The 22,912-nt window shown below is 72.2% G+C and carries 20 protein-coding genes and 1 pseudogene; 10 read left to right on the forward strand and 11 right to left on the reverse strand.

Translation table 11 applies throughout. The annotated features are described in order from the left end of the window. The first annotated feature begins 128 nt into the window (after positions 1-128). Together serS and WA788_RS04060 are read left to right on the forward strand one after the other, a co-directional pair. Complete coding sequence (serS, locus tag WA788_RS04055; RefSeq protein ID WP_335971659.1) at positions 129-1,427, forward strand: serine--tRNA ligase; 1,299 nt, start codon at positions 129-131, stop codon at positions 1,425-1,427. Next, positions 1,424-2,275: an HAD family hydrolase gene (locus WA788_RS04060; protein WP_335971661.1), complete on the forward strand. Its 852-nt coding sequence runs from the start codon at positions 1,424-1,426 to the stop codon at positions 2,273-2,275. The genes serS and WA788_RS04060 overlap by 4 nt, the downstream gene beginning before the upstream one ends. Here WA788_RS04060 and WA788_RS04065 read toward each other — a convergent pair. The 5 genes from WA788_RS04065 to WA788_RS04085 form a co-directional block, all read right to left on the reverse strand. Then, positions 2,253-3,023, reverse strand: coding sequence for a rhomboid-like protein (locus WA788_RS04065; protein ID WP_335971663.1), 771 nt, complete (start codon positions 3,021-3,023; stop codon positions 2,253-2,255). The genes WA788_RS04060 and WA788_RS04065 overlap by 23 nt on opposite strands. 114 nt (positions 3,024-3,137) lie before the next feature. Further along, entirely contained in the window at positions 3,138-3,929 is a 792-nt protein-coding gene (locus WA788_RS04070; protein WP_335971664.1) for an ABC transporter permease, read from the reverse strand. A gap of 12 nt (positions 3,930-3,941) precedes the next feature. Then, a complete protein-coding gene (locus WA788_RS04075; RefSeq protein ID WP_335971667.1) occupies positions 3,942-4,859 on the reverse strand; it encodes an ABC transporter ATP-binding protein in 918 nt (305 codons plus the stop codon). After that, entirely contained in the window at positions 4,856-5,755 is a 900-nt protein-coding gene (locus tag WA788_RS04080) for an ABC transporter permease (RefSeq protein ID WP_335971669.1), read from the reverse strand. Before WA788_RS04080 ends, WA788_RS04075 begins: the two co-directional genes overlap by 4 nt. Further along, positions 5,752-6,729, reverse strand: a complete 978-nt coding sequence (locus tag WA788_RS04085) for an ABC transporter ATP-binding protein (RefSeq protein ID WP_335972216.1) — start codon at positions 6,727-6,729, stop codon at positions 5,752-5,754. Before WA788_RS04085 ends, WA788_RS04080 begins: the two co-directional genes overlap by 4 nt. A 210-nt stretch (positions 6,730-6,939) precedes the next feature. Between WA788_RS04085 and WA788_RS04090 the strand changes: the two genes are divergently transcribed. From WA788_RS04090 to WA788_RS04100, 3 genes are all read left to right on the forward strand, one after another. Beyond that, the gene (locus WA788_RS04090; protein WP_335971670.1) at positions 6,940-8,847 is read left to right on the forward strand and encodes an SDR family oxidoreductase; all 1,908 of its coding nucleotides are present in this window, start codon (positions 6,940-6,942) and stop codon (positions 8,845-8,847) included. A gap of 149 nt (positions 8,848-8,996) precedes the next feature. Continuing rightward, positions 8,997-9,908, forward strand: coding sequence for a metal-dependent hydrolase (locus WA788_RS04095; RefSeq protein ID WP_335971671.1), 912 nt, complete (start codon positions 8,997-8,999; stop codon positions 9,906-9,908). Between the two features lie 34 nt (positions 9,909-9,942). Next, positions 9,943-10,941, forward strand: a complete 999-nt coding sequence (locus tag WA788_RS04100) for a MerR family transcriptional regulator (protein WP_335971673.1) — start codon at positions 9,943-9,945, stop codon at positions 10,939-10,941. Between the two features lie 39 nt (positions 10,942-10,980). On the opposite strand, the gene WA788_RS04105 is transcribed toward WA788_RS04100, so the two are convergent. Continuing rightward, a complete protein-coding gene (locus tag WA788_RS04105) occupies positions 10,981-11,877 on the reverse strand; it encodes an LLM class flavin-dependent oxidoreductase (protein WP_335971674.1) in 897 nt (298 codons plus the stop codon). A 116-nt stretch (positions 11,878-11,993) separates the two neighbouring features. Here WA788_RS04105 and WA788_RS04110 point away from each other — a divergent pair, with 116 nt between their 5' ends. Continuing rightward, positions 11,994-12,353 (forward strand): hypothetical protein, encoded by a 360-nt coding sequence (locus WA788_RS04110; RefSeq protein ID WP_335971676.1) that lies wholly within the window; start codon positions 11,994-11,996, stop codon positions 12,351-12,353. Continuing rightward, positions 12,350-13,528, forward strand: coding sequence for a hypothetical protein (locus WA788_RS04115; RefSeq protein ID WP_335971678.1), 1,179 nt, complete (start codon positions 12,350-12,352; stop codon positions 13,526-13,528). The genes WA788_RS04110 and WA788_RS04115 overlap by 4 nt, the downstream gene beginning before the upstream one ends. Before the next feature lie 97 nt (positions 13,529-13,625). Here the strand turns inward: WA788_RS04115 and WA788_RS04120 are convergent. After that, a pseudogene (locus WA788_RS04120) lies at positions 13,626-13,868 on the reverse strand (LLM class flavin-dependent oxidoreductase); the annotation flags it as partial. Positions 13,869-13,987: 119 nt separating this feature from the next. Between WA788_RS04120 and WA788_RS04125 the strand changes: the two are divergent. Then, a complete protein-coding gene (locus tag WA788_RS04125; protein WP_335971679.1) occupies positions 13,988-14,209 on the forward strand; it encodes a hypothetical protein in 222 nt (73 codons plus the stop codon). 66 nt (positions 14,210-14,275) lie between these two features. Further along, positions 14,276-14,452, forward strand: coding sequence for a hypothetical protein (locus WA788_RS04130; protein ID WP_335971682.1), 177 nt, complete (start codon positions 14,276-14,278; stop codon positions 14,450-14,452). 159 nt (positions 14,453-14,611) lie between these two features. Here the strand turns inward: WA788_RS04130 and narI are convergent, their stop codons facing one another. The 4 genes from narI to WA788_RS04150 are packed head-to-tail and all read right to left on the reverse strand — an operon-like array spanning position 14,612 to position 21,646. After that, positions 14,612-15,331, reverse strand: a complete 720-nt coding sequence (narI, locus tag WA788_RS04135; protein WP_335971684.1) for a respiratory nitrate reductase subunit gamma — start codon at positions 15,329-15,331, stop codon at positions 14,612-14,614. Beyond that, positions 15,331-16,065 (reverse strand): nitrate reductase molybdenum cofactor assembly chaperone, encoded by a 735-nt coding sequence (gene narJ, locus WA788_RS04140; protein WP_443033976.1) that lies wholly within the window; start codon positions 16,063-16,065, stop codon positions 15,331-15,333. Before narJ ends, narI begins: the two co-directional genes overlap by 1 nt. Before the next feature lie 11 nt (positions 16,066-16,076). After that, positions 16,077-17,780: a nitrate reductase subunit beta gene (locus tag WA788_RS04145; RefSeq protein WP_335971688.1), complete on the reverse strand. Its 1,704-nt coding sequence runs from the start codon at positions 17,778-17,780 to the stop codon at positions 16,077-16,079. Then, positions 17,780-21,646 carry a nitrate reductase subunit alpha gene (locus tag WA788_RS04150; protein WP_335971690.1) on the reverse strand — a complete coding sequence of 1,289 codons (3,867 nt, stop codon included), beginning with the start codon at positions 21,644-21,646 and terminating at the stop codon, positions 17,780-17,782. The genes WA788_RS04145 and WA788_RS04150 overlap by 1 nt, the downstream gene beginning before the upstream one ends. Before the next feature lie 176 nt (positions 21,647-21,822). Between WA788_RS04150 and WA788_RS04155 the strand changes: the two genes are divergently transcribed. Further along, entirely contained in the window at positions 21,823-22,806 is a 984-nt protein-coding gene (locus WA788_RS04155) for a tellurite resistance/C4-dicarboxylate transporter family protein (protein WP_335971691.1), read from the forward strand. The last annotated feature ends 106 nt before the right edge of the window (positions 22,807-22,912 follow it).

Here is a 22,912-nt window from a genome sequence, read left to right on the forward strand (position 1 = left end):
TGCGTTGACGCATGGCTTTATCGCCACCTTAGCTACCTTCTTTCGCTTTTCCAGCGAATCGGACATTGCACACATTGCCGCCTTTAAGTTGTCGCCTGAGCCGACTGACGCCGGGTAGCCTGTGGACCGTGATTGACCTTCGCCTGCTTCGTGAGGACCCCGACCGAGTGCGCGCCTCGCAGCGCGCCCGTGGAGAGGACGTCGCGCTCGTCGACGCGCTGCTCTCCGCCGACGAGCGGCGCAGGTCCTCCAGTACCCGCTTCGACGAGCTGCGCGCCGAGCAGAAGCAGCTGGGGCGCCTGGTCTCAAAGGCGCAGGGCGAGGAGCGCGCCGAACTGCTGAGGCGCACCAAGGAGCTGGCCGACTCGGTGAAGGCCGCGGACGCCGAGCAGCAGGAGGCTGCCGAGCAGGCCCAGCAGCTTCTGCTGCGGCTGGGCAACGTGGTGCACCCCGACGCCCCCATCGGCGGCGAGGAGGACTTCGTCGTCCTCGAGACCGTCGGCACCCCCCGCGACTTCGCGGCCGAGGGCTTCACCCCCAAGGACCACCTGGAACTGGGCGAGTTGCTCGGCGCGATCGACACCGACCGCGGCGCCAAGGTGTCGGGCTCGCGCTTCTACTACCTCACCGGCATCGGCGCCCTGCTGGAGCTGGCCCTGGTCAACGCGGCCATCGCGCAGGCCACCGCGGCGGGCTTCACCCCCGTGCTCACCCCGAACCTGGTAAGGCCCGCCGCCATGGCGGGCACCGGTTACCTCGGCCAGGTCGAGGACGACGTCTACTACCTGGAGAAGGACGACCTCTACCTCGTCGGCACCTCCGAGGTCCCGCTCGCCGCCTACCACATGGACGAGATCATCGAGGCGTCCAGGCTGCCGCTGCGGTACGCGGGCTTCTCCGCCTGCTACCGCCGGGAGGCCGGGTCGTACGGCAAGGACACCCGCGGCATCTTCCGGGTGCACCAGTTCGACAAGGTCGAGATGTTCGTCTACACCACGCCGGAGGAGGCCGAGGCGGAGCACCAGCGGCTGCTGGCGTGGGAGAAGCAGTGGCTGTCCTCCCTGGAACTGCCGTTCCAGGTGATCGAGCTGGCCTCGGGCGACCTGGGGGCCTCCGCGTCGCGCAAGTTCGACTGCGAGGCGTGGGTACCCACCCAGGGCAAGTACCGCGAGCTGACCTCCACCTCCAACACCACGCAGTTCCAGGCCCGCCGCCTCGGCATCCGGATGCGCGACAGCGACGGCACCCGGCCGCTCGCCACTCTCAACGGCACGCTGTGCGCGGTGACCCGCACCATCGTCGCCCTGCTGGAGAACCACCAGCTGGCCGACGGCTCGGTCCGGGTGCCCGAGGTCCTGCGGCCGTACCTGGGCGGGCGCGAGGTGCTGGAGCCCACCGCGGCCGTCGCGAAGTCCGCCGCCAAGTGACCGCGACCGGGCCGGCCGCGGCCGACGTCCCCGCCACCGGCCCGCTGCCGTACCGGCTGGTCGCCACCGACCTCGACGGCACCCTGCTGCGCGAGGACGGCACCGTCTCACCGCGCACCCGTGCCGCGCTCGCCGCCGTGACCGGCGCGGGTGCGGCGCACATCATCGTCACCGGCCGCTCGGTGCCCTGGACCCGCCACATCCTGGACCACCTCGGCTACCAGGGGCTCGCCGTGTGCGGCCAGGGCGCCCAGGTGTACGACGCGGGCAGCGACCGCCTGCTCACCTCGGTCACGCTGGACCGCAAGCTGGCCGCGGTGGCGCTCGCCAAGATCGAGGCCGAGGTCGGCCGCCTCTCCGTGGCGGCCAGCCGGGACGGCCTCGAGGGCGAGGTGCTGGTCGGCGAGGGCTACGTCTACAACCCCGAGCTGCCGGTCATCCACATGACCGGGAGCGACGAGCTGTGGGCCGAGCCGATCAACAAGCTCTACATCCAGCACCCCGACCTGGACGACGACGCGCTCGCCGACGCGGCCAGGGCCGTCGCCGGGGACCTGGTGGGCGTCGTCATGGCCGGCCGGCGCATCGTGGAGCTGCTGCCGCTCGGCCTCACCAAGGCGACCGGGCTGTCCCTGGCCGCCAGGCGGCTGGGCGCGGCCGCGGCCCGAACCATCGCGTTCGGGGACATGCCGAACGACGTGCCGATGTTCCGCTGGGCCGGGCACGGCGTGGCGATGGCAGGCGCCCACCCCGACCTGAAGGCCGTGGCCGACGAGATCACCCTGTCCAACGACGAGGACGGTATCGCTGTGGTGCTGGAGCGCCTCATGGGCGCGGCCGCTTCCTGACCCCTCGGGGGCCCGCGGCCTGGTCCGGGTCCGGAGGGGGAGCCGGGGTCGGGGTCGGGGGCGGCGGCAAGGGCGTCAGGGCGTAGCAGCACAGCCCGATCAGCACCGCGGTGAAGTGGCCGAGGTCGGTGAAGGTGTCGTTGTCCACCAGGCGGTAGCCGAACAGCCCGACCAGCACTACCGCGTAGGGCCAGCGCAGGCGGCGCGGCAGCCGGTAGGTAAGGACCCCGGCGACCCCCGCGAGGCCGTAGCTGACGCCGATGTCCACGGTGTACGCCAGGGAGTGCGGCAGGCGGTTGTCCCGGATGTCGAGGAAGACCGCCTTCTGGCTGAGCAGTGTGGTGCCCACGTGCGCGAAGACGGCGGTCGCGAGCCAGCGCGCGGTGCCCAGCCAGCGTTCCGCGGTGGCGTGCACCACCTCGAACAGCACCACGTACAGGGCGAGGCCGGACGGCCCCTGTATCCACAGCGCGCTGGCGACCAGCACCCGGATCGGGTGCAGGCGCAGCTCCACCAGGTTGGTGCTGACCTCGTGCAGCAGGTGGGTGCGCACATCGGCCGGCAGCAGCGCGGCGACCGTACTGGTGACCAGGATGATCAGCAGCCAGATATGGGTGCCGGGGGTGGAGCGCACCCAGGCGACGGCGGCGCGCCGCAGGTCGGCGGGGGCGGGCCGGTGGCGCGGGGCGGCCGATCCGGGGACACCGCCCTGGGACGGCGGCGTGCGGGGAGAGGAGTCCTGGACCATCCCTTCCAGTCTCGGACCGTTCGCTGTGTGCCGCAGGCGAACGCCCCGGCCGCCTGGAGTCCTCGCCTCCTGGCAGCCGGGGCGCCGCGGTTTCGGCGGGCGGTTCGCGCCGCCCTACTCGTCGCCGACCGGCTTCAGGGTGCTCAGCCGCCGCGCCGCGTACCAGGTGCCCAGGACGGTGACCGCGACGAGCAGGACGATGCCCGTCGGCAGCGACACCGCCGAGGTGACGAGGCCGCCGTGCGCGGCCTCGGCGCCGACGGCGAGCGCCCACTGCTGGACGCTGAGCGTCTGCGCGCCGGGCACCAGGTTGCCGATCACCGTCTCCCACACCAGCGCGTACACGAGCCCGACGACGACCGCGTGCCGGGTGACCACCCCGAGCAGCAGGAAGACCGCGGCATAGGCGACGGACCCGACGGCGGTGGCGATGCCGTACGCGACCGCGATGTTCGCGCTGTTGCCGTTGAGCAGATAACCCGCGAGCAGGGTGGGGACCGCGGAGAAGGCGAGGGTGACGCCGATGGCGACCAGCAGCTTGGTGCAGATGATCGTGGAGCGCCTGATCGGCTTGGCGAGGAGGTAGACGATGGCGCCGTCGTCGATCTCCGGAGCGATCGCGCCGGTGCCCGCGATGACGCCCAGCAGCGGCAGCATCGAGCTGAGCGCGAAGCCCTGGAGCATGTCGCTCGCGGTGCCGTCGTCGGCGCCGACCAGGGCGCGGACGAAGGCGGCGATGACCAGCAGCAGGACGGGCAGCGAGAAGAGCAGCAGGGCACGGCGCCGGCCGAGCAGCGCGCGGTAGGTGAGCCTGGCCACGGTGGGGTGGTAGCAGGAGAAGCCGCCGGTACGGGGTGCCGCGGGCTTGGCGGCGGGCGCGTCGGGAAGCGTGGAGGTGGTGGACATGTCGGTCGTTCCTTACGCCGTGACCAGGTAGGAGAACACGCTTTCCAGCGACTCGTCGGACGGCGAGACCGCGTACAGGCGGATGCCGTGCTCGCGGGCGATCCGCGGCAGGTACGCGGTGAAGCCGGCGAAGTCGACCGCCTGGATGCGCAGCGCCCGCTCGGTGGCGTCCAGTTCGATGCCCGCGGTGGAGCCGTGCGCGATGAGTGCCGAGGCGAGCGCGCGGTCGTCGCTGGAGCGCACGAGGTAGCGGTGCGGGCGGTCGGTCATCAGCCGGCGGATCTTGCGGAAGTCACCCGAGGCGGCGTGCCGCCCGGCGACGACGACCTCGATGTGGTGAGCGAGCTGTTCGACCTCCTCCAGGATGTGGGAGGAGAACAGCACGGTCCGGCCGTCCGCGCCCATGGCGCGCAGCAGGTTCATCAGGTGCAGCCGCTGGCGCGGGTCCATACCGTTGAACGGCTCGTCGAGCAGCAGCACCGACGGGTCGTGCACCAGCGCCGACGCCATCTTGGCGCGCTGCCGCATGCCCTTGCTGTAGGTCTCGATCCGCCGGTCCTGGGCGTACTCCATCTCCACGGTGGCCAGGGCGCGCTGGGCGGCGGCGCCGGGGTCGGCGAGGCCGTGCAGTTCGGCGTTGGCGACGACGAACTCGCGCGCGGTCAGGAAGTCGTACATGGACTCGCGTTCGGGCACGATGCCGATCTGGCGGTAGGCCTGCTCGTTGCGCCAGATGACGGTGCCGTCGAGGGTGACGCTGCCGCCGGAGGGTGCGAGGAAGCCGGCCATCATGTTGATGAGGGTGGACTTGCCGGCGCCGTTGGGGCCGAGCAGCCCGGTGACGCCCGGGCCGATGGACATGGTGACGTCGTTGACGGCCACCACGTTCCCGAACCAGCGGGAGACCGCGTTGATACCGATGGTGGTCACGACAGGCCCGCCTTCCGGTAGCGGCGGATCAGCAGCCCGAAGCTGCCCGCCAGGATCGCCAGGACGACCAGCAGGTACGCGATGCCGGCCGCCGCGTTCGGCGGCCCCGAGGCGTGGGGGAAGGAGGACGCGGCGCCCAGGAACCAGGTCTGGAAGCCGTCGATCAGGGTGATCGGGGAGAAGAGCCCGAGCCAGCCGATGACGTGCCATTTCTCCTGGTTGTCCGCGACGCCCTGCACCGCGGAGACGGCGCCGTAGCTGATCACGAACAGGGTGATCACCGCGGCGACGCCGAAGCCCCGGCGCGGGGTGACGGCCGCGATCACCAGCCCGATGCCGGCGAACAGGAGGGACAGCAGTGCTGTGGACACCAGGCCCTTCGCAAACCCGGCGGTCTGGTGGCCGAAGCTCAGCTTCGCCAGCAGTGCGCCGATGTAGAGGATCAGCAGGGGGAGCGCGGTCAGCAGGAACAGCGCGGAGGCCATCGCGGCGAACTTCGCGGCCACGTAGTCGACCGCCTCGATCGGCCGCGAGAAGTACAGCGGGGTGGTCTTGAAGCGCAGGTCGCGCGAGACGGCCTGCGGCGCCTGGGAGGCGACGAAGAGCGTGATGACCGCCTGGAGCACGATCGCGTAGCGGGTGTACTGCAGCGGCAGGTCGTTGCGGTCCGTGAAGACCGTGACCGCCACGATGATCAGCGCCGGCAGGCACATCACAGCGAGCAGCAGCATCGGCAGCACCTTGGACTTGGCGCTGCGGCCGAGTCCGTACGCGCCGCGCAGGCTCTGCACGTAGAGCGACTTGCGGGCGTACGCGCGGCCGAGGCGGGGGCCGTGGTACGGGCGGTAGCCGATGTCGTGGATGACGTCCGTGGGCGTCAGGTCGGGCTGGGTCACCGGGTGCTCCTTCCTGTGCCCGCGGGGACGGGGGCGCCGGTGCCAGTGCCGGCGCCGGTCTCCACATCCGCGTCCTCGTTCGCGTCCTCGTCCGAGAAGAGCTCGGCGATCCGGTGGCGGCGCTGCTCCATCCGCACCAGGCCGACGCCCAGTTCGGCCACCGCGTCGCGAACGGTGTCGTACGTCTCGTCGCCGGCGATGTCGACCATCAGCAGGTGGCCGGTGCCGTGGGCGGTCAGCCCGGCGGCGGTCAGCGCCGCGTACAGGTCGTCCTCGCGGTCGGTGACCTCGACGGCGAGGGAGCCCGTGGTCTGGGTGAAGTCGCTGGTGGACGAGGCCCGCAGCAGCTTGCCGCCGTCGATGACGACGATGTGGTCGCTGGTGCGCTCCAGTTCGCCGAGCAGGTGCGAGGTGACCAGCACCGAGATGCCGAAGTCGGTGTGCACGCGGCGGATCAGGCCGAGCATGTCGTCGCGGCCGACCGGGTCGAGTCCGTTGGTCGGCTCGTCGAGCAGCACCAGTTCCGGGTCGTGGACCAGCGCCTGGGCGAGCTTGACGCGCTGCTTCATGCCCGTGGAGTAGCCGCCCATCGGGCGGTAGCGCTCCTCGTAGAGGCCGACGTGGCGCAGGGTGTCGGCGGTGCGCTCGCGGGCGGCGGTGGGCGGCAGCCCGGACATGCGGGCCATGTGCACCACGAACTCCGTCGCCGAGACGTCCGGCGGGAGGCAGTCGTGCTCGGGCATGTAGCCGACCAGGGCACGGATCTCCGCTCCGTCCGAGGCCACGTCGCGACCGAGCACGGTGGCCCGGCCCTCGGTGGCCGGGGCGAGACCGAGCAGGATCTTGATCAGGGTCGACTTGCCGGCTCCGTTGGCGCCCACCAGCCCGGTCACACCGGGCGTGATGTCCACGGTCAGCCGGTCGAGCGCGGTCACCCTCGGGTACCGCTTGCTCAGGCTCTCGGTAGCGATCACATTCACGGCCCCGACGGTAGCGGGCGGCGCGGCCGCCGCGCGTCGCCCGCGGGGCGGTGCTTGCCGTACGACTCACGGTTGACCCCCCGTAGGGGTTGCCACTCGATCGGGTGAAAGCGCCGTCGGGCGGTGCCGGATGTCTTGACGTTGCCATCGGACAATGTCACATTGATCACTGACAGTGTTGGTCGGTGCTGAGGCGGTGACGACATGGACGGCGTGGACGGCAAGGGCGGGACGGCCGACGCGGGCGCGGGTACGGGCGCGCGTGCGGATACGGGCGCGGGCGTGGAAGGGGCCGGTGCCGAGCGGGAGACGGTAGCGGCGCGGGACCGCTTCGTGACCGGCGCCGGCGGAGTGCGCCTGTGCCTGACCGAGTACGGCGCCGCGGCCCCGCCCGGCGGCCCGCCGACGGTCGTCCTGGTACACGGCTATCCGGACAGCCAGGAGGTCTGGTCGGCTGTCGCCGAGCGGCTCTCCGACCACTTCCACGTGGTGAGTTATGACGTACGCGGCCACGGCCGCTCGTCCGCTCCGGACCCGCTCAAGGGCGGCTTCACCCTGGAGAAGCTGACCGAGGACTTCCTCGCGGTCGCCGGCGCGGTCAGCCCCGACCGCCCGGTGCACCTGGTCGGCCACGACTGGGGCTCCGTGCAGGGCTGGGAGTTCGCCACCGTCGCCGCCACAGAGGGGCGGATCGCCTCGTTCACCTCGATCTCCGGCCCGAGCCTGGACCACTTCGGCCACTGGATCGCACGCAGGCTGCGCCGCCCCACCCCCCGCCGCACCGGCCAACTCCTCAACCAGCTCACCAAGTCGTGGTACGTGTACGCGCTGCACACCCCCGTGCTTCCCGAACTGGCCTGGCGGGGACCGCTCGGCAAGCAGTGGCCGAAGCTGCTCGCCCGGGCCGAGAAGGTCCCGTCCGACGGCTATCCGACCGGCTCCCTCCCGCAGGACGCCGCACACGGAGCCTGGCTCTACCGCGACAACGTCCGGCGCCGGCTCGCCCACCCGCGTCCCGACCCCGTCGCCCATGTGCCGGTGCTGCTGATCACCCCCACCCATGACGCCTTCCTCTCCGAACGGCTCTACGACGACCTCGACCGCTGGGTGCCTCGGTTGACCCGGCGGACCCTGCCCGCGAAGCACTGGGTGCCGCGTTCCCGCCCCGACCAGCTCAGCCGCTGGATCACGGACTTCGTCTCCGCGGCGGAGGGCGCCCCCGCCCCTGGGGAAGAGGAGCAGGACCCCGCCCGGCGGACGGTGCTCGGCCGGGGGCTGGCGGCGGCGCGGGAGCGGTTCGCCGGACAGCTGGTGGTGGTCACCGGCGCGGCCAGCGGCATCGGCCGGGCGACCGCACTCGCCTTCGCCGAGGCCGGCGCACGGGTGGTCGCGGTGGACCGGGACGCGGAGGGCGCCGCCTCGACCGCGGCGTACGCCCGCCGGGCCGGCGCGGCCGACGCCTGGCCGGAGGTGGTCGACGTCGCGGACGCCGGGGCGATGGAGGAGTTCGCGGCCCGCACCGCCGACCTGCGCGGGGTGCCCGACGTGGTGGTGAACAACGCGGGCATCGGGTTGGCCGGCCCGTTCCTCGACACCACGGTGGCGGACTGGCAGCAGGTGCTGGACGTCAACTTGTGGGGGGTGATCCATGGCTGCCGGCTCTTCGGCCGGCAGATGGCCGAGCGCGGCCAGGGCGGCCACATCGTCAACACCGCCTCGGCCGCGGCCTTCCAGCCGTCCAAGGCGTTGCCGGCCTACAGCACTTCGAAGGCGGCCGTGCTGATGCTCAGCGAGTGCCTGCGAGCCGAACTGGCGCCGCACGGCATCGGGGTGAGCGCGATATGCCCCGGCCTGGTCAACACCGCGATCACCGGCAGCGCGCGGCACACAGGAGTCAGCGAGGAGGAGCAGGAGCGGCGCCGGGCCAAGAGCGCCAAGCTGTACGCCCGGCGCAACTACCCGCCGGAGAAGGTGGCTCGGGCCGTGGTGCGCGCGGTGCTCCGGGACACCGCCGTCGTGCCGGTCACCCCGGAGGCACGCGGGGCGCGGTTGCTGTCGCGGATGTCGCCAGGAGCTCTGCGGGCCCTCGCCCGGGTCGACCCGCCGATGTAGCCGGCCGGTGGGGGCGCCCGTGCTCCGACCGACCGCCCACCGCCGACCGCAGTCCGCCGACCAGCCACCCGTCCGTCCTGCATGGCTGCCGGCCAGCCGGCCCGCCCCGTCCACTCCACCCGCAGAACCCCGTAAGGAGGCCACACCCCGTGAGCCATGCGATCAAACCCCGCCGGGTCACCTTCGACTGGAAGCAGACGCCGCTGCACTGGATTCCGGGCGAGCCGACCGCGACCCACGTGATCAACGTGCTGCATCTGCTGCTGCCCGCGGGCGAGCGGTGGTTCGTGAAGGTGTTCAAGGAAGCCCTGCCGCTGATCACCGACGAGCGCCTGCTCAAGGACGTGAAGGGCTTCATGGGGCAGGAGGCCACGCACAGCGTCCAACACGCCTACGTGCTGGAGCACTTGACCGAGCAGCAGCTCGACACCGCGTCCTACACCCGGCATGTGGAGTGGATGTTCGACGTGCTGCTGGGCGAGCGGCCGCCGTGGGGCCTGCCGGTGCCGCGCCGCGAGTGGCTGCGCTTCCGGCTGTCGCTGATCGCGGCGATCGAGCACTTCACCGCGGTGCTGGGCGACTGGATACTGGACTCGGAGGCGCTCGACGACGCGGGCAGCGACGAGGTCATGCTCGACCTGCTGCGCTGGCACGGCGCCGAGGAGGTCGAGCACCGCTCGGTCGCCTTCGACATGTACCAGCACACCGGTGGCAAGGGCGCGGTGCGCTATCTGCGCCGGGCCGAGGGGATGGCGCTGGCCTGGCCCACCCTGTTCTACCTGTGGGTGGCCGGCGCCCGGTACCTGTTGCGCCACGACCCGCAGCTGGCGCAGGGGCGCTACCGCTTCAAGGACCACCGCGCCGCCGCCCGCCGCGGCCTGGTCCCCTCCTGGGCCTCGCTGCACGCGGCCATGCCCCGCTACCTGCGCCGGTCGTACCATCCGTCGCAGGAAGGGTCGTTGCACAAGGCGGTGGACTACCTGGCGATATCCCCGGCCGCGCAGGCCGTCGCCGGGACGACCGCCCACGACCAGGCGGCGGGACGGCCCGCCGCCTCCTGACCCATCGCACCGCACAGCAGCGAGGAGCACGACCGTGACCACCGCGGAAGAGCAGCGCGCCTACCGGATCGAGGAGTTGTCCCGCCTCAGCGGCACCACGGTCCGCACCATCAGGGCGTACACCGACCGCGGCCTGCTGCCCAAACCCGGGCGGCAGGGCCGGGCCAATGTCTACGACGACACGCACCTGGTCCGGCTGCGGCAGATCGCCGACCTGCTGGAGCGCGGGTACACGCTGGCCAGCATCAAGGAGTTGCTCGCCGCCTGGGACTCCGGGACCGGGCTCGGCGGCGTGCTCGGGCTGGTCGGGGAGGTGGACCGGCCGTGGTCCGACGAGTCGCCGGCCCGGATAGCACTGGCGGAGCTGACCGAGTCGTTCGGCGGGGTGATGGACCTGGGGGCGGTCGAGGAGGCGCTGCGGCTGGGCGTCCTGGAGGCGGTGCCCGGGCATGACGACGAGTTTCTGGCACCGAGCCCCAGCGAGCTGGCCGTCGCCGCCGAGCTGCACCGCGCCGGGGTGCCGCTGTCCGCGATCACCGGGCATCTGCAAGAAGTGCGCGGCCAGGTCGAGCACATCTCCGAGCGGTTCCTGGAGTTCACCACCGAGCACGTCTTCCAGCGCTTCCTCCAGCACCCGCCGACGGCGGAGGACGCCACCGAGGCGATCGACCTCATCCGGCGGCTGCGCCCGCTCGCCCAGCAGACCGTGGACGCCGAACTGGCGCGCGCGATGCGGCTGCGGGCCACCGAGCACATCCGGCGCCACCTGGGCGACGCCGCCCTGCAGTCGGCAGCACCCGAGCAGCAGCCCACACCCGCGCCCCCACCGGCCCCAACGCCGCCGCCCGCCCCCGCCGCTGCACCTCGTGCCGCGTCCGAGCCGGTCTCCGTCCTGCTGCCCGCCACCACCATCGGCGCCGTACGGGACCTGGTGGGTGCGGAGCGCATCGCGGAGTTCGTCGCGGCGGCCGCCGACCGTGAGGCGGCCGCCCGCCGGATGGACGCGCTGGCCGGGCGGGCAGCCGCACCATGACCCCCGGCGCCGTACGTCCCTGGCCGGCGCTGAGCGGTATCAGCCGAGCTGCCCGGGCGCCTCGATGGCGATCTGCTCGAAGATCGCGTGGTCGTAGCCGAAGTCGGAGTCGGGGATCGGCCAGTGCATGACGATCTCGTCGATCCCGGCCTCGAGGTGCCGCCCGGCGAAGTCTACGAAGGCGTCCAGCGAGCTGAACGGGGCGGCCCGGTCCGGCGTGAAGCCGGTCAGCAGCACCTTGGGCACCCCGGCCGGGTCGCGGGCGGCGTCGCGCAGCGCCGAGCCGAGCCGTTCGACCTGGTCCCGGATCGCCGCCAGCGACTGCTGCGGGGTCCCCGTCTCGTAGAGCGCCGGGTCGCCCGTGGTCACCCACGCCTGGCCGTACTTCGCGGCCAGCTTCATGCCGCGTGGCCCGGTGGCCGCCACGGCGAACGGCAGCCGCGGGCTCTGCACGCAGCCGGGGATGTTGCGTGCCTCGACCGCCGAGTAGTAGCTGCCCCCGAAGGTGATGTCGCCCTGGCTGAGCAGCCGGTCGAGCAGTTCGACGAACTCCGCGAACCGGTCGGCCCGTTCGCGCGGCGACCATGCCTCCTGCCCGAGCACCAAGGCGTCGAAGCCGGTCCCGCCGGCCCCGATCCCCAGCGTCACCCGCCCGCCGCTGACGTCGTCCAGGGTCATCAGCTCCTTCGCCAGCGGAACCGGATGCCGGAAGTTCGGCGAGGTCACGAGGGTGCCCAGCCGGATGGTCCCGGTCACCCCCGCCGCCGCGGTCAGCGTCGGGATCGCGCCGAACCACGTCCGGTCCCGGAACGGCACGCGCCACGACAGGTGGTCGTAGGTGTAGGCCGCGTGGAAGCCCAGCTCCTCCGCCCCCTCCCACACCTTCCGCCCCTCGGCCCAGCGGTAGATCGGCAGGATCACAGTGCTCAGTCGCATGCGCACGACCTTACGAGCAACGAACCCCCCCGCCAGTGGCGACACATACCGTGCCGCGCCGGCAGTCTCGTGGAAGCGGAAAACGACGCGCACACCGGCTCGCTACCCTGGCTGAGATGAGCACACGCGGCACTGCCGAGCTGGACGCGCTGATCGGGGAAGCGACCGTTGACACGTACGACGAGGTCGAGGCGGTCAACGGATTCCTGGCGGTCATCGACGAACATCTGGCCGTGCCGTTCGCCACGACCGTCCTGGGTGTCGAGGTGACCGTGGTCGAGGTCGACCTCACCAGCGACTCCCGCCTGGTTGCCCGTTGTGTCCGGGAGGGGTTCCACCAGGACATCGGCTTGGCTGAACTGCCCCTGCCCGAACCACCTCCGGACGGGGCGCGCTGGGTCGAGGCGTACCGGCGCTGGTGCGGAGTTGACGGAGTGGCCCGGACGGGCGGCGAGGCGCGGCGGAGGACGACATGAACCCTGTCGCCGATCTCGCACCGGTCCTACGACGCAGCGCCGAACTGAAGGAAGACCTCGTAGCGTTCGGGGAGGGCCGGACCTTCGAGCGGTTCCTCGGCCCGCTCCTGACGGAAGCCGCCGGCTCCGACGGCACGTTGGACGAGGCAACCGCGATCAACGTCATCGACCGCTTCCTTCTTCAGTACCGCCTTCCGGACGGCACCACCGTCACCGACCGCTTCGTCACCCGTCGGATGGACTTGACCGACCCGGACCGTCAGATGGTCCTGGCCTGGCGTGACCCGGTGGAGGGGCTCTTCGAGGTACGGGGCAAGGTCGGCGACTGTCTGCTCCTGCTCAACCTGCTCGACGACCTGGAGTACCGGACCTACACCAACGCCGGGCGGGCAGCTTTCCGCGGGGTCACGAAAGGAAGCTTCCTCGGCGCCCGACTGGTAGCCCTGACACCGTTGCCCGGCGCGTGGCTCGTCTCTGGTGCCATGTCCTCCTACCCCAGGGCCGCCGCACCGGAGATCGCCGCCGCGGCTCTCGAACTGGCCACCACCCGACCTGACCTCGTCTTCCGCAATCCCGAGAAGACCGAGCAGGGATGGCGCTCGATGCGGGAAGACCGGTCCTCCTTCACCGAGTTCTTCGGCAGCGACGAACTGGTCCTCACACCCGGGGAGGCCCAGGAACGCATCAATACCTACTACCGCCACCGGCAACAAGCAGCCACCGCCGGCCAACCGCTCGGCCGCGACCGGGGCAGACACACCGCCCCGGAGTCGCCCCTCTTCACGCTGCCTGCCGAACTGGCGGACGCGCAGACCGTCGGCGTCATCTACGACCAAGTCGACGGACTCAACTTCTACGCGGACTACGGATCGCTGCGGGACCTGTTCGCGAACCCCGACCTTCCGGGCCGCAAACACCACCAGGACCTGCTCCGCACCTATCTGCGCGAGGAGTCGATCACACCACTGCCGATCCACCGCCGGGCCGCCGCACACCCGCTGACTGTCGACACGGTGTTCCAAAAGCTCCTGCGCCAACCCGGCTTCACCTGGAGCGAGCACGGCGACGCACTCCTGCGCCGACGCAAGCCCTGGTACGACGAGAACGAACTGCGCCCCGGCGTCTCCGTCATCGGAGACCGGCTCAGTGAACTGCTCCGCATCCGCCCACGCTGAACACACGGAGAAGGTTCCGACTGTCGACCCGCGCACCGAGGACCGGCGCGGTTGAGGCGTTCTCCGTTGGTCCCATTCTCTTTTCCGCAGGTCAGCCCGTGATGCATGAACGCGGCTTGACCGAGGTCACGAGGGTGCCCAGGCGGATGGAGGTGGTCGCCCCGGCGGCGGCGGTCAGGGTCGGGATCGCCCCGAACCACGTCCGGTCCCGGAACGGCACCCGCCACGACAGGTGGTCGTAGGTGTAGGCGGCGTGGAAGCCCAGCTCCTCCGCCCCCTCCCACACCTTCCGCCCCTCGGCCCAGCGGTAGATCGGCAGGATCACAGTGCTCAGTCGCATAGGCATGACCTTACGAGCAACGAACCCCGTACCAGTGGCGACAACACATGGCCGTACCACGACGGCAGTCTCGTGGAAGCGGACGACGAAGCGCGCATCGGCTCGCTACCGCGGCTGAGATGAGCACACGCGGCACCGCCGAACTGGACGCGCTGATCGAGAAAGCGACCGTTGAGACGTTCGACGAGGTCGAGGCGGTCAACGGATTCCTGGCGGTCATCGACGAGTACCTGGCCGTTCCGTTCGCCACGACCGTCCTGGAGCGACCCGGACAGGCGGCGAGGCGCGGCGGAGGACGACATGAGCACCGTCACCGATCTCGCACCGGTCCTACGACGTAGCGCCGAACTGAAGGAAGACCTCGTAGCGTTCGGGGAGGGCCGGACCTGTCCGACACGGACCGGCAGATGGTCCTGGCGTGGCGTGACTCGGTGGAGGGGATCTTCGAGGTACGGGGCAAGGACGGTGACTGCCTGCTCCTGCTCAACCTGCTGGACGACCTGGAGTACCGGACCTGCACCAACGCCGGGCGTGCGGCCTTCCGCGGGTCACGAAAGGAGGCTTCGTCGGCGCCCGGCTGGTAGCCCTGGCACCGGCGCATGGCTCGTCTCCGGCGCCATGTCCTCCTACCCCCGCGCCGCCTTCGCCGAGTACTTCGGCATCCAGCTGCTCGGGGCCGGCCTGCGGAGATACGAGGACGAGCACGGGTCGTTCAGCGGAGACGAGTCGGGGGCCGCACGGCGTCACGCGTCCACGCGGTCCCAACCCCGCGGCTGCGGCTGCTCGGTGAGCGGGCCGCGGCTGCGGTACACGAGGTAGGGGCGGAAGAGGTACTGCACCGGCGCGCTGAACATGTGCACCAGGCGCGTGTACGGCACCACCGCGATCAGCACCATGCCGATGACCGCGTGGATGCGGTACGTCAGCGGCGCACCGGCCATCAGGTCGGTGCTGGGGTCGAGCGTGAAGAGGCTGCGGGCCCAGGGCGCGATCGTGGTGCGGTAGTCGTACCCGTGGCTGAAGGACGAGTTGGTGAGCTTGGCGTACAGGCCCATCGCGATCTCGCCGAGCAGCAGGACGTACATGAACTTGTCGTTGCGGGTGGTCGCCAGCAGCACCGGCGCGTTGGTGCGGCGCCGGTAGACCAGCAGCGCGATGCCGACGATCGCCAGCAGGCCCGCGAGGGTGCCGCCGATCAGCGAGAGGAGGTGGTAGACGTGCTCGTCGACACCGATCGCGTCGGTCCAGGACGCCGGTACGAACAGCCCCAGGAGGTGGCCGGCGAGCACGAACAGGATGCCGTAGTGGAAGACGGGCGACGCCACCGAGAGCAGCCGGGACTCGTAGATCTGCGAGGAGCGGGTGGTCCAGCCGAACGTGTCGTAGCGGTGCCGCCAGATCAGGCCGGTGACCAGCAGCGCGAAGGCGACGTACGGCAGGGCGCCCCACAGCAGGGTGTTCATCAGCGGCTCTCCGATCGGTCGGTCAGCAGCGGCAGCAGTCCGAGGTGGCCGTACGGCACCAGCCCCACCTCCTCGCTCGGCGGTCCCCCGCGGGCCATCGCCATCGCCTGCGCCCGGTCCGCCGGGGAGGCGCCGGGCAGCGTGCCGCACACGGCCTCCAGCACCCGGGCGTAGGGCGTGCCGTTCTCGGTCAGGGCCAGCCGCAGCAGTTCGAGGGCGGGCCGGTGCTCGCGCAGCAGCGCGTCGGTGCGGGTGGCCGCGCTGAACTCCAGTACCACCGGCAGGAAGTCGGGCAGGTCACCATCCACCGGGTCCATGCCGTACCGGCGGTAGTGCTCCTTGAAGCGGACCAGCGCGGCACCGCGGCGCCGGGTGTCGCCCTCGGTCCACCAGGTCAGGTGCAGGCAGTGGCGGCTGGTGAAGTCGAAGGTGGCGACGTACGCGGCCGCCAGGCCGGACAGGTCCGCCGGCGCGGCCGCCACCTCCGGGCCCCGCGCCGCCTCTTCGGCCCCCGACCCCCGCCCGGCCGCTTCGGCCACCCCCGCCGACCCGGCCCCCGCGAGATACGCGACCACCGGCAGCAGCGCCTCCGCCTCCGGCGTCCCCACCGCCCGCAGCGCCTCCCGGAGCAGCGGCAGCTCACCGGCCAGCTCCGCGTCCGGGTAGGCCAGCAGCCGCGCGGCCGCCTGGTACAGCACCGCCGCCCGGTACGGGATCGGCCGCGCGGCCGCCATCGCCGGCGCGCTCACCGCTCCCCCTCGTCGTCGCTGGTCTGTCGTCTGCGCAGCGCGTGGAAGCTCTCCAGGCTGACCAGCGGGAGCTGCCGCCGCCCGGAGTCCTCGCCGAACGGCCCCAGGCCGCCTCCCATTCCCGGGCCGCCCTCGCCGTCCAGCGAGCACTCCGCCGGCAGCGCCGACTCCTCCAGCCGCCGCGCGTCGCCCATGGCGGCGGTCGGGATGACGTACCGCTCCTCGTACTTGGCGATGGCCAGCAGCCGGTACATCTCCTCGATCTGCGGTCCGCTCATGCCGACCGCGTCGGCCGCGTCCGACCGCGAACCCGCCTCGGCGTCACCGAGGTTGATCGCCCGCATGTGCGCGCGCATCGCGGCGAGCTTCTCCAGCGACGCCCGCACCGGCGCCGGGTCGCCCGCCGTGAACAGCCCGGCCAGGTACTCCACCGGAATGCGCAGGGCGTCGATCGCGCCGAACAGGTTGCCCGCGTCCTCCCCGTCGAAGCCCGTCCCGGTCAGCGCCTCCACCACCGGCGACAGCGGCGGGATGTACCAGACCATCGGCAGCGTCCGGTACTCCGGATGCAGCGGCAGCGCCACCCGGTATCGGCTGATCAGCGCGTGCACCGGGGAGCGGCGGGCCGCCTCGATCCAGTCGTACGCGATGCCGTCGCGCTCGGCCGCCCGCCGCACCTCCGGGTCCTCCGGGTCGAGGAACACACCGAGCTGCGCCCGGTAGAGGTCGTGCTCGGCCGGCATCGAGGCGGCGGCCGTCACCGCGTCCGCGTCGTACAGCACGACCCCGAGGTAGCGCAGCCGGCCCACACACGTCTCCGAGCACACCGTGGGCAGCCCGACCTCGATCCGCGGATAGCAGAAGGTGCACTTCTCGGCCTTGCCGGTGCGGTGGTTGAAGTACATCTTCTTGTAGGGGCAGCCCGTCACGCACTGCCGCCATCCGCGGCAGTGGTCCTGGTCGACCAGGACGATGCCGTCCTCCTCGCGCTTGTAGAGGGCGCCGGAGGGGCAGGAGGCGACGCACGCCGGGTTCAGGCAGTGCTCGCAGATCCGCGGCAGGTAGAACATGAAGGTCTCCTCGAAGGAGGTCCGCACCTTCTCGGCGACCCGCGCGGCCTGCTGATCCCGCGCGTCCTGCCCCGCATCCGCGCCCGCGCCTACGCCTACGCCCGCACCCGCACCCGCACCCGCACCCGCACCCGCACCCGACCGTGCGCCCGCCGCCACCGGGTCCGCGTCGGCGTGCTCGACCGACCCCCCGAGGTCGTCGTCCCAGTTGGCGCTCCACTCGATCTTCATCGGCTTTCCGGTGAGCAGCGAGCGCGGCTCTGCCACCGGATAGTCCTCGCCCAGCGGCGCGTTGACGAGGTTGGCGTAGTCGTACGTCCACGGCTCGTAGTAGTCCTTGATGCCCGGCAGCACCGGGCTGGCGAAGATGTTCGCCAGCCGCGCGACCCGGCTGCCGGCCCGCAGCGTGAGCCGGCCCCGGCGGTTGAGCCGCCAGCCGCCCCGCCACCGGTCCTGGTCCTGCCAGCGCCGCGGGTAGCCCTGCCCCGGCCTGGTCTCCACGTTGTTGAACCAGGCGTACTCCATGCCGCGCCGGTTGGTCCACGTCTGCTTGCAGGTGACCGAACACGTGTGGCAGCCGATGCACTTGTCGAGGTTCATCACCATCGCGACCTGCGCCATGACCCGCATCAGTACGTCACCTCCTGGGTGCGGCGGCGGATCACGGTGACCTCGTCCCGCTGGTTGCCGGTCGGACCGAGGTAGTTGAAGGCCCAGCTCAACTGGGCGTAGCCGCCGATGAGGTGGGTCGGTTTGAGGAGCAGCCGGGTGAGCGAGTTGTGGGTGCCGCCGCGGCGGCCGGTGGACTGCGCCCGGGGGACGGCAACGGTGCGCTCCTGGGCGTGGTGCATGTACACGGTGCCGGCCGGCATCCGGTGCGAGACGATCGCGCGGGCGACGACGACACCGTTGCGGTTGACCGCCTCGATCCAGTCGTTGTCGCGCACCCCGATCGCGTCGGCGTCCTGCGGCGCCATCCAGATCACCTGACCGCCGCGCGAGAGCGACAGCATGAACAGGTTGTCCTGGTACTCGGAGTGGATGGACCACTTGTTGTGCGGGGTGAGGTAGCGGACCGTCACCTCCCGCCGGCCGTCCGGGCCGAGGGCGGGTTCGCCGAAGAGCCGGTGCAGGTCCAGCGGCGGCCGGTAGACCGGCAGCGCCTCGCCGAGTTCGTGCATCCAGTCGTGGTCGAGGAAGAACTGCTGGCGGCCGGTGAGGGTGTGCCACGGCTTGAGCTGCTCGACGTTCTGGGTGAAGGGGCTGTAGCGCCGCCCGCCGGCCTCGCTGCCGGACCACTCCGGGGAGGCGATCACCGGCACCGGCGCGGTCTGCGTGTCGGCGTACGTGATCCGCCGCGCCTCGCTGTCGGCCGCCAGGTGCGCCATGGCCTGGCCGGTCTTCTTCTCCAGGGTGCGGAAGCCCTGGACGGCGAGGCGGCCGTTGGTGGTGCCGGACAGGGCCAGGATCGCGTTGGCCGCCTTGGCCGCGGTGTCCAGCAGCGGCCGCCCGTCCGCCGGGCCGCCGCCGGTGACCGCGCCGTTGAGTGCCCGCAGCACCTCGATCTCGGTGTCCGGGCGCAGTGCCAGCCCCTTGGCGGGCAGCCCGAGTTCCTCTGCGAGCGGTCCGAGCGCGGCCATCTTCGCGGCGATCGCGGTGTAGTCGCGCTCCACGACGGTCAGCCCCGGCATGGTGACGCCGGGCACCGGCTCGCACTCCCCGCGCCGCCAGTCCAGCGCGAGCCCGCCGGGCTGGGCGGTCTCCGCGGGCGTGTCGTGCTGGAGCGCGGTCGCCACCAGGTCCCGCCGGGTGCCCAGGTGCCCGGCGGCCAGCTCGCTGAACCGCGCCGCGATCGCGTGGAAGGCGTCGAAGTCGGTTCGGGTCTGCCAGGGCGGGTCGATGGCCGGCGAGAACGCGTGCACGTAGGGGTGCATGTCCGTGCTGGACAGGTCGTGCTTCTCGTACCAGGTCGCGGCGGGCAGCGTGATGTCGGACAGCAGCGTGGAGGAGGTCATCCGGAAGTCCAGCGACAGCAGCAGGTCGAGCTTCCCCTCGGGCGCCTGCTCGTGCCATACGACGTCGCGCGGCCGGACCTCGGGGTCCGCCTCCTGCGCGCGCAGCGAGGAGTGCGTGCCGAGCAGGTGCTTGGTGAAGTACTCGGCGCCCTTGGCGGAGGAGCCCAGCAGGTTGGCGCGCCACAAGGTGAGCACGCGCGGCCAGTTGCGCGGGGCGTCCGGGTCCTCGCCCGCGAACTTCAACGTGCCCGCGCGCAGTTCGTCGACGGCCGAGCGGACCGGGTCGTCGGCGTCCCCGAGGTCGAGGGGGTTGCGGTCGAACGTCGGGTAGGACGGCATCCAGCCGGCCCGGGTGGCCTGGGCGAGGCAGTCCGCGGCGGTCATCCCGGCGAACCGGCCCCGGCCGAGGGGCGAAGCGAGCACATCGGCCGGGAAGCGGTCGTAGCGCCACTGGTCGGTGTGCAGGAACCAGTAGGCGGTGCCGATCGCCTGCCGGGGCGGCCGGGACCAGTCGGCGGCGCCGGCGAGCGTCGCCCATCCCGTCGACGGGCGGGTCTTCTCCTGGCCGACGTAGTGCGCCCAGCCGCCACCGTTGCGGCCCTGGCAGCCGGTGAGCTGGAGCAGCGCGAGGAAGGCGCGGTAGATCGTCTCGGAGTGGAACCAGTGGTTGGTGCCCGCGCCCATCAGGATCATGCAGCGGCCCTTCGACCGCTCGGCGGTGGCCGCGAACTCCCGCGCGATACGGACGCAGGCCGCGGCCGGCACCGAGGTGTGGACCTGCTGCCAGCCGGGGGTGCCCGGGGTGTCCGGGTCCTCGTACGAGGCGGGCCAGTCGCCGGGCAGTCCGGCGCGGCCGACCCCGTACTGGGCGAGCAGCAGGTCGTGGACGGTGGTGACCAGGCGCCCGCCGGGCAGCCGGAGGGCGGGCACCCCGCGGCGTACGACGGAGCCGCGCCCCTGCCCGTGCGCGCCGCCGTCGGTGTCGAAGCGGGGCAGCAGCACCTCGACGGGGACGGCGCCCTCGACGTCGAGCAGGGTCAGCGCCGGTTCGACCGCGCCGAGGTCGAGGTTCCATCGGCCCTGGCCGGAGGCGGTCCAGCGGAAGCCGACGGAGCCGCCGGGGACCGCGGGACGGCCGGTCGCGCCGTCCCAGACGACGGTCTTCCACTGAGCGGCAGCGGCATCGGCATCGGGTTCTGCGTCGGCATCGGCATCGGGCTCTGCGCCGCCGCCGGCCTCCAGGTCGGCCGCCCGCAGGAACTTGTCCGCCACATACCCGCCGCCGCCTGCTTCGCCCCCACCCTCGTGCCCGGTCAGCGTGACGAGGAACGGCAGGTCGGTGTAGCGGCGCACGTAGTCGGTGAAGAACGGCACCTGCCGGTCGACGAAGAACTCCTTCAGCACCACGTGGCCCATGCCGATCGCCAGCGCCCCGTCCGTCCCCGGGTGCGGGTGCAGCCACTCGTCGGCGAACTTCGCGTTGTCGGCGTAGTCCGGTGCGACCACGACGACCTTCTGGCCCCGGTAGCGGGCCTCGGCCATCCAGTGCGCGTCGGGCGTGCGGGTGACGGGGACGTTGGAGCCCCACATTATCAGATAAGCGGCGTCCCACCAGTCGCCGGACTCCGGTACGTCCGTCTGGTCGCCGAACACCTGCGGCGAGGCCACCGGCAGGTCCGCGTACCAGTCGTAGAAGGACAGCATCGGGGCGCCGATCAGCGACATGAAGCGGGCGCCCGCCGCGTGCGAGACCATCGACATCGCCGGGATCGGCGAGAAGCCGGCCACCCGGTCCGGGCCGTACTCCTTGATGGTGTGCACATGGGCCGCCGCGACGATCTCGACGGCCTCCTCCCACCGCGCCCGCACCAGGCCGCCCTTGCCGCGGGCCTGCTGGTAGCGGCGGCGGCGCCCGGGGTCTGCCTGGATGTCGGCCCAGGCGAGCACGGGGTCGCCGAGCCGTTCCCGCGCCTCCCGGTACATCTCCAGCAGCACCGCGCGGACGTAGGGGTAGCGGACCCGGGTCGGCGAGTAGGTGTACCAGGAGAACGCGGCGCCGCGCGGGCAGCCGCGGGGCTCGTACTCGGGGCGGTCCGGTCCGGTCGTCGGATAGTCGGTGCCCTGGGTCTCCCAGGTGATGATGCCGTCCTTGACGTACACCTTCCAGCGGCAGGAACCGGTGCAGTTCACGCCGTGGGTGGAGTTGACGACCTTGTCGTGGCTCCAGCGGTCGCGGTAGAAGCGGTCGCCCTCGCGGCCTCCTTCGAGGCGTTCGCTGTGCAGGTCGGGCGCGGTCCGGCCGCGGCGGAAGTGGCGGCCGGCGCGGAGCAGGAGGGCGCCGGGCTCGCCAGGGCCTTGTTCGCCGGAGCCTGGCTCACCGGGTCCGCCGTCGCCGGGTCGGCCGCCGGTGCCGTCGCCGGCCGACTGCCGGGCGGGCGCCGCCTGGTCGTGGCGGCCCGAGCCGTCCGTGCTCCTGCGCATACCGCCCCTTCCGGATCGGACCGCCGGCCCGCCTGCCGAACCGCCGGTCCCGCCGCACCCTGTCGGCCCTCCCAACTTGGCCGATGCCCGCCCGCCGTCCGGGCGCCACGCGCTCGGGTTCCTCCCTTCGGCCCCCCAAGGTGGCGTAGCGGCACCCCTTGCGATCCGATGAAACGGTGAGCACACCTGCGGCGCACCGCCCCGCCCACGGCTCCCCGGTCGCACGGGCGCTGGAGGGCCTGCGTACGGTGCCGCCCGGCGCGGGCGCGGCCGTGATGGCGACCGGCATCCTGTCGGTGGGGCTGCGCCTGACCGGTTACGGCGTGCTGTCCGCGGTCGCGCTGGCCGTCGCGGCCGCGCTGTGGCTGGTGCTGGCCCTCGCCTTCGTCCTCGAACTCGCCTACGACCGCGCCGGGTGGCAGGCGAGCGCCGCGAACCCGCCCGCGCTGACCGCCGTGGCGGCGACCTGCGTGCTCGGCACCCGCCTCTCGCTGGCCGGCCGGCAGTCCCTCGCCCTGGCGCTGCTGGCCGTGGCGACCGCCGCCTGGCCGTGGCTGCTGGTGTCGGTGCTGCGGCACTGGAAGCGGCCGGTGCCGGGCGTGGCGTTCCTGGTGTGCGTCGCCACCCAGGGCCTGGCGGTGCTGGGCGGCACCCTCGCGCTGGCCGGGCGCGGCGACTGGCTGGCCCGCGCGGCGCTGGCGGTCGGCTGCCTGGGAGTGCTGCTGTACGGGGAGGCGCTGGTCCGCTTCGACTTCCGGCAGGTGTTCACCGGCCACGGCGACCAGTGGGTGGCCGCCGGTGCGCTGGCGATCTCCGCGCTCGCCGCGTCGAAGCTCGTCGCCTCGCCGCTGTGGACGGGCGGCGTTCACCAGGCCCTGCGCGTGGCCGCCTTCGTGCTGCTCACGCTCGACTTCGCCTGGTACGCGGTGCTGGCCTGCGCCGAGTTCGTCCGGCCGCGCCCGGGCTACGACCTGCGCCGCTGGTCCACGGTCTTCCCGCTGGGCATGACCGCCGTCGCGGGGCTGTCCACCGGGCAGGCGGCCCATGTCGGCTGGCTGCACGGCGTCAGCAGCGTGCTGCTGTGGATCGCGGTCGCGGCCTGGCTGCTCACGGCGGCCGGGTGGGTCGCCGCGACCGCCCGGCGGGCGCACACCGCTTGAGACCCCGCCGCCCGGTCCGACACCAGATCCGCCGCCTGACCCGCAACCGCTCGCGACCGCCCGCGATGCCGTGATTGCCCCATCCGAGTGGCGTTGATGTGAATAT

It is taken from the genome of Streptomyces sp. CA2R106, assembly GCF_037034245.1.
In the GTDB taxonomy this organism is placed as follows: domain Bacteria; phylum Actinomycetota; class Actinomycetes; order Streptomycetales; family Streptomycetaceae; genus Actinacidiphila.

What these genes read in the sequence shown, in the direction of transcription:
- WA788_RS04110 (WP_335971676.1), top strand. Translation starts at nt 11,994, where the DNA reads ATGAGCACACGCGGCACTGCCGAGCTGGACGCGCTGATCGGGGAAGCG.
- WA788_RS04150 (WP_335971690.1), bottom strand. Translation starts at nt 21,646, where the DNA reads ATGCGCAGGAGCACGGACGGCTCGGGCCGCCACGACCAGGCGGCGCCC.
- WA788_RS04130 (WP_335971682.1), top strand. Translation starts at nt 14,276, where the DNA reads ATGGTCCTGGCGTGGCGTGACTCGGTGGAGGGGATCTTCGAGGTACGG.
- WA788_RS04145 (WP_335971688.1), bottom strand. Translation starts at nt 17,780, where the DNA reads ATGCGGGTCATGGCGCAGGTCGCGATGGTGATGAACCTCGACAAGTGC.
- WA788_RS04065 (WP_335971663.1), bottom strand. Translation starts at nt 3,023, where the DNA reads ATGGTCCAGGACTCCTCTCCCCGCACGCCGCCGTCCCAGGGCGGTGTC.
- narI (WP_335971684.1), bottom strand. Translation starts at nt 15,331, where the DNA reads ATGAACACCCTGCTGTGGGGCGCCCTGCCGTACGTCGCCTTCGCGCTG.
- WA788_RS04105 (WP_335971674.1), bottom strand. Translation starts at nt 11,877, where the DNA reads ATGCGACTGAGCACTGTGATCCTGCCGATCTACCGCTGGGCCGAGGGG.
- WA788_RS04070 (WP_335971664.1), bottom strand. Translation starts at nt 3,929, where the DNA reads ATGTCCACCACCTCCACGCTTCCCGACGCGCCCGCCGCCAAGCCCGCG.
- WA788_RS04090 (WP_335971670.1), top strand. Translation starts at nt 6,940, where the DNA reads ATGGACGGCGTGGACGGCAAGGGCGGGACGGCCGACGCGGGCGCGGGT.
- WA788_RS04125 (WP_335971679.1), top strand. Translation starts at nt 13,988, where the DNA reads ATGAGCACACGCGGCACCGCCGAACTGGACGCGCTGATCGAGAAAGCG.
- WA788_RS04115 (WP_335971678.1), top strand. Translation starts at nt 12,350, where the DNA reads ATGAACCCTGTCGCCGATCTCGCACCGGTCCTACGACGCAGCGCCGAA.
- narJ (WP_443033976.1), bottom strand. Translation starts at nt 16,065, where the DNA reads ATGGCGGCCGCGCGGCCGATCCCGTACCGGGCGGCGGTGCTGTACCAG.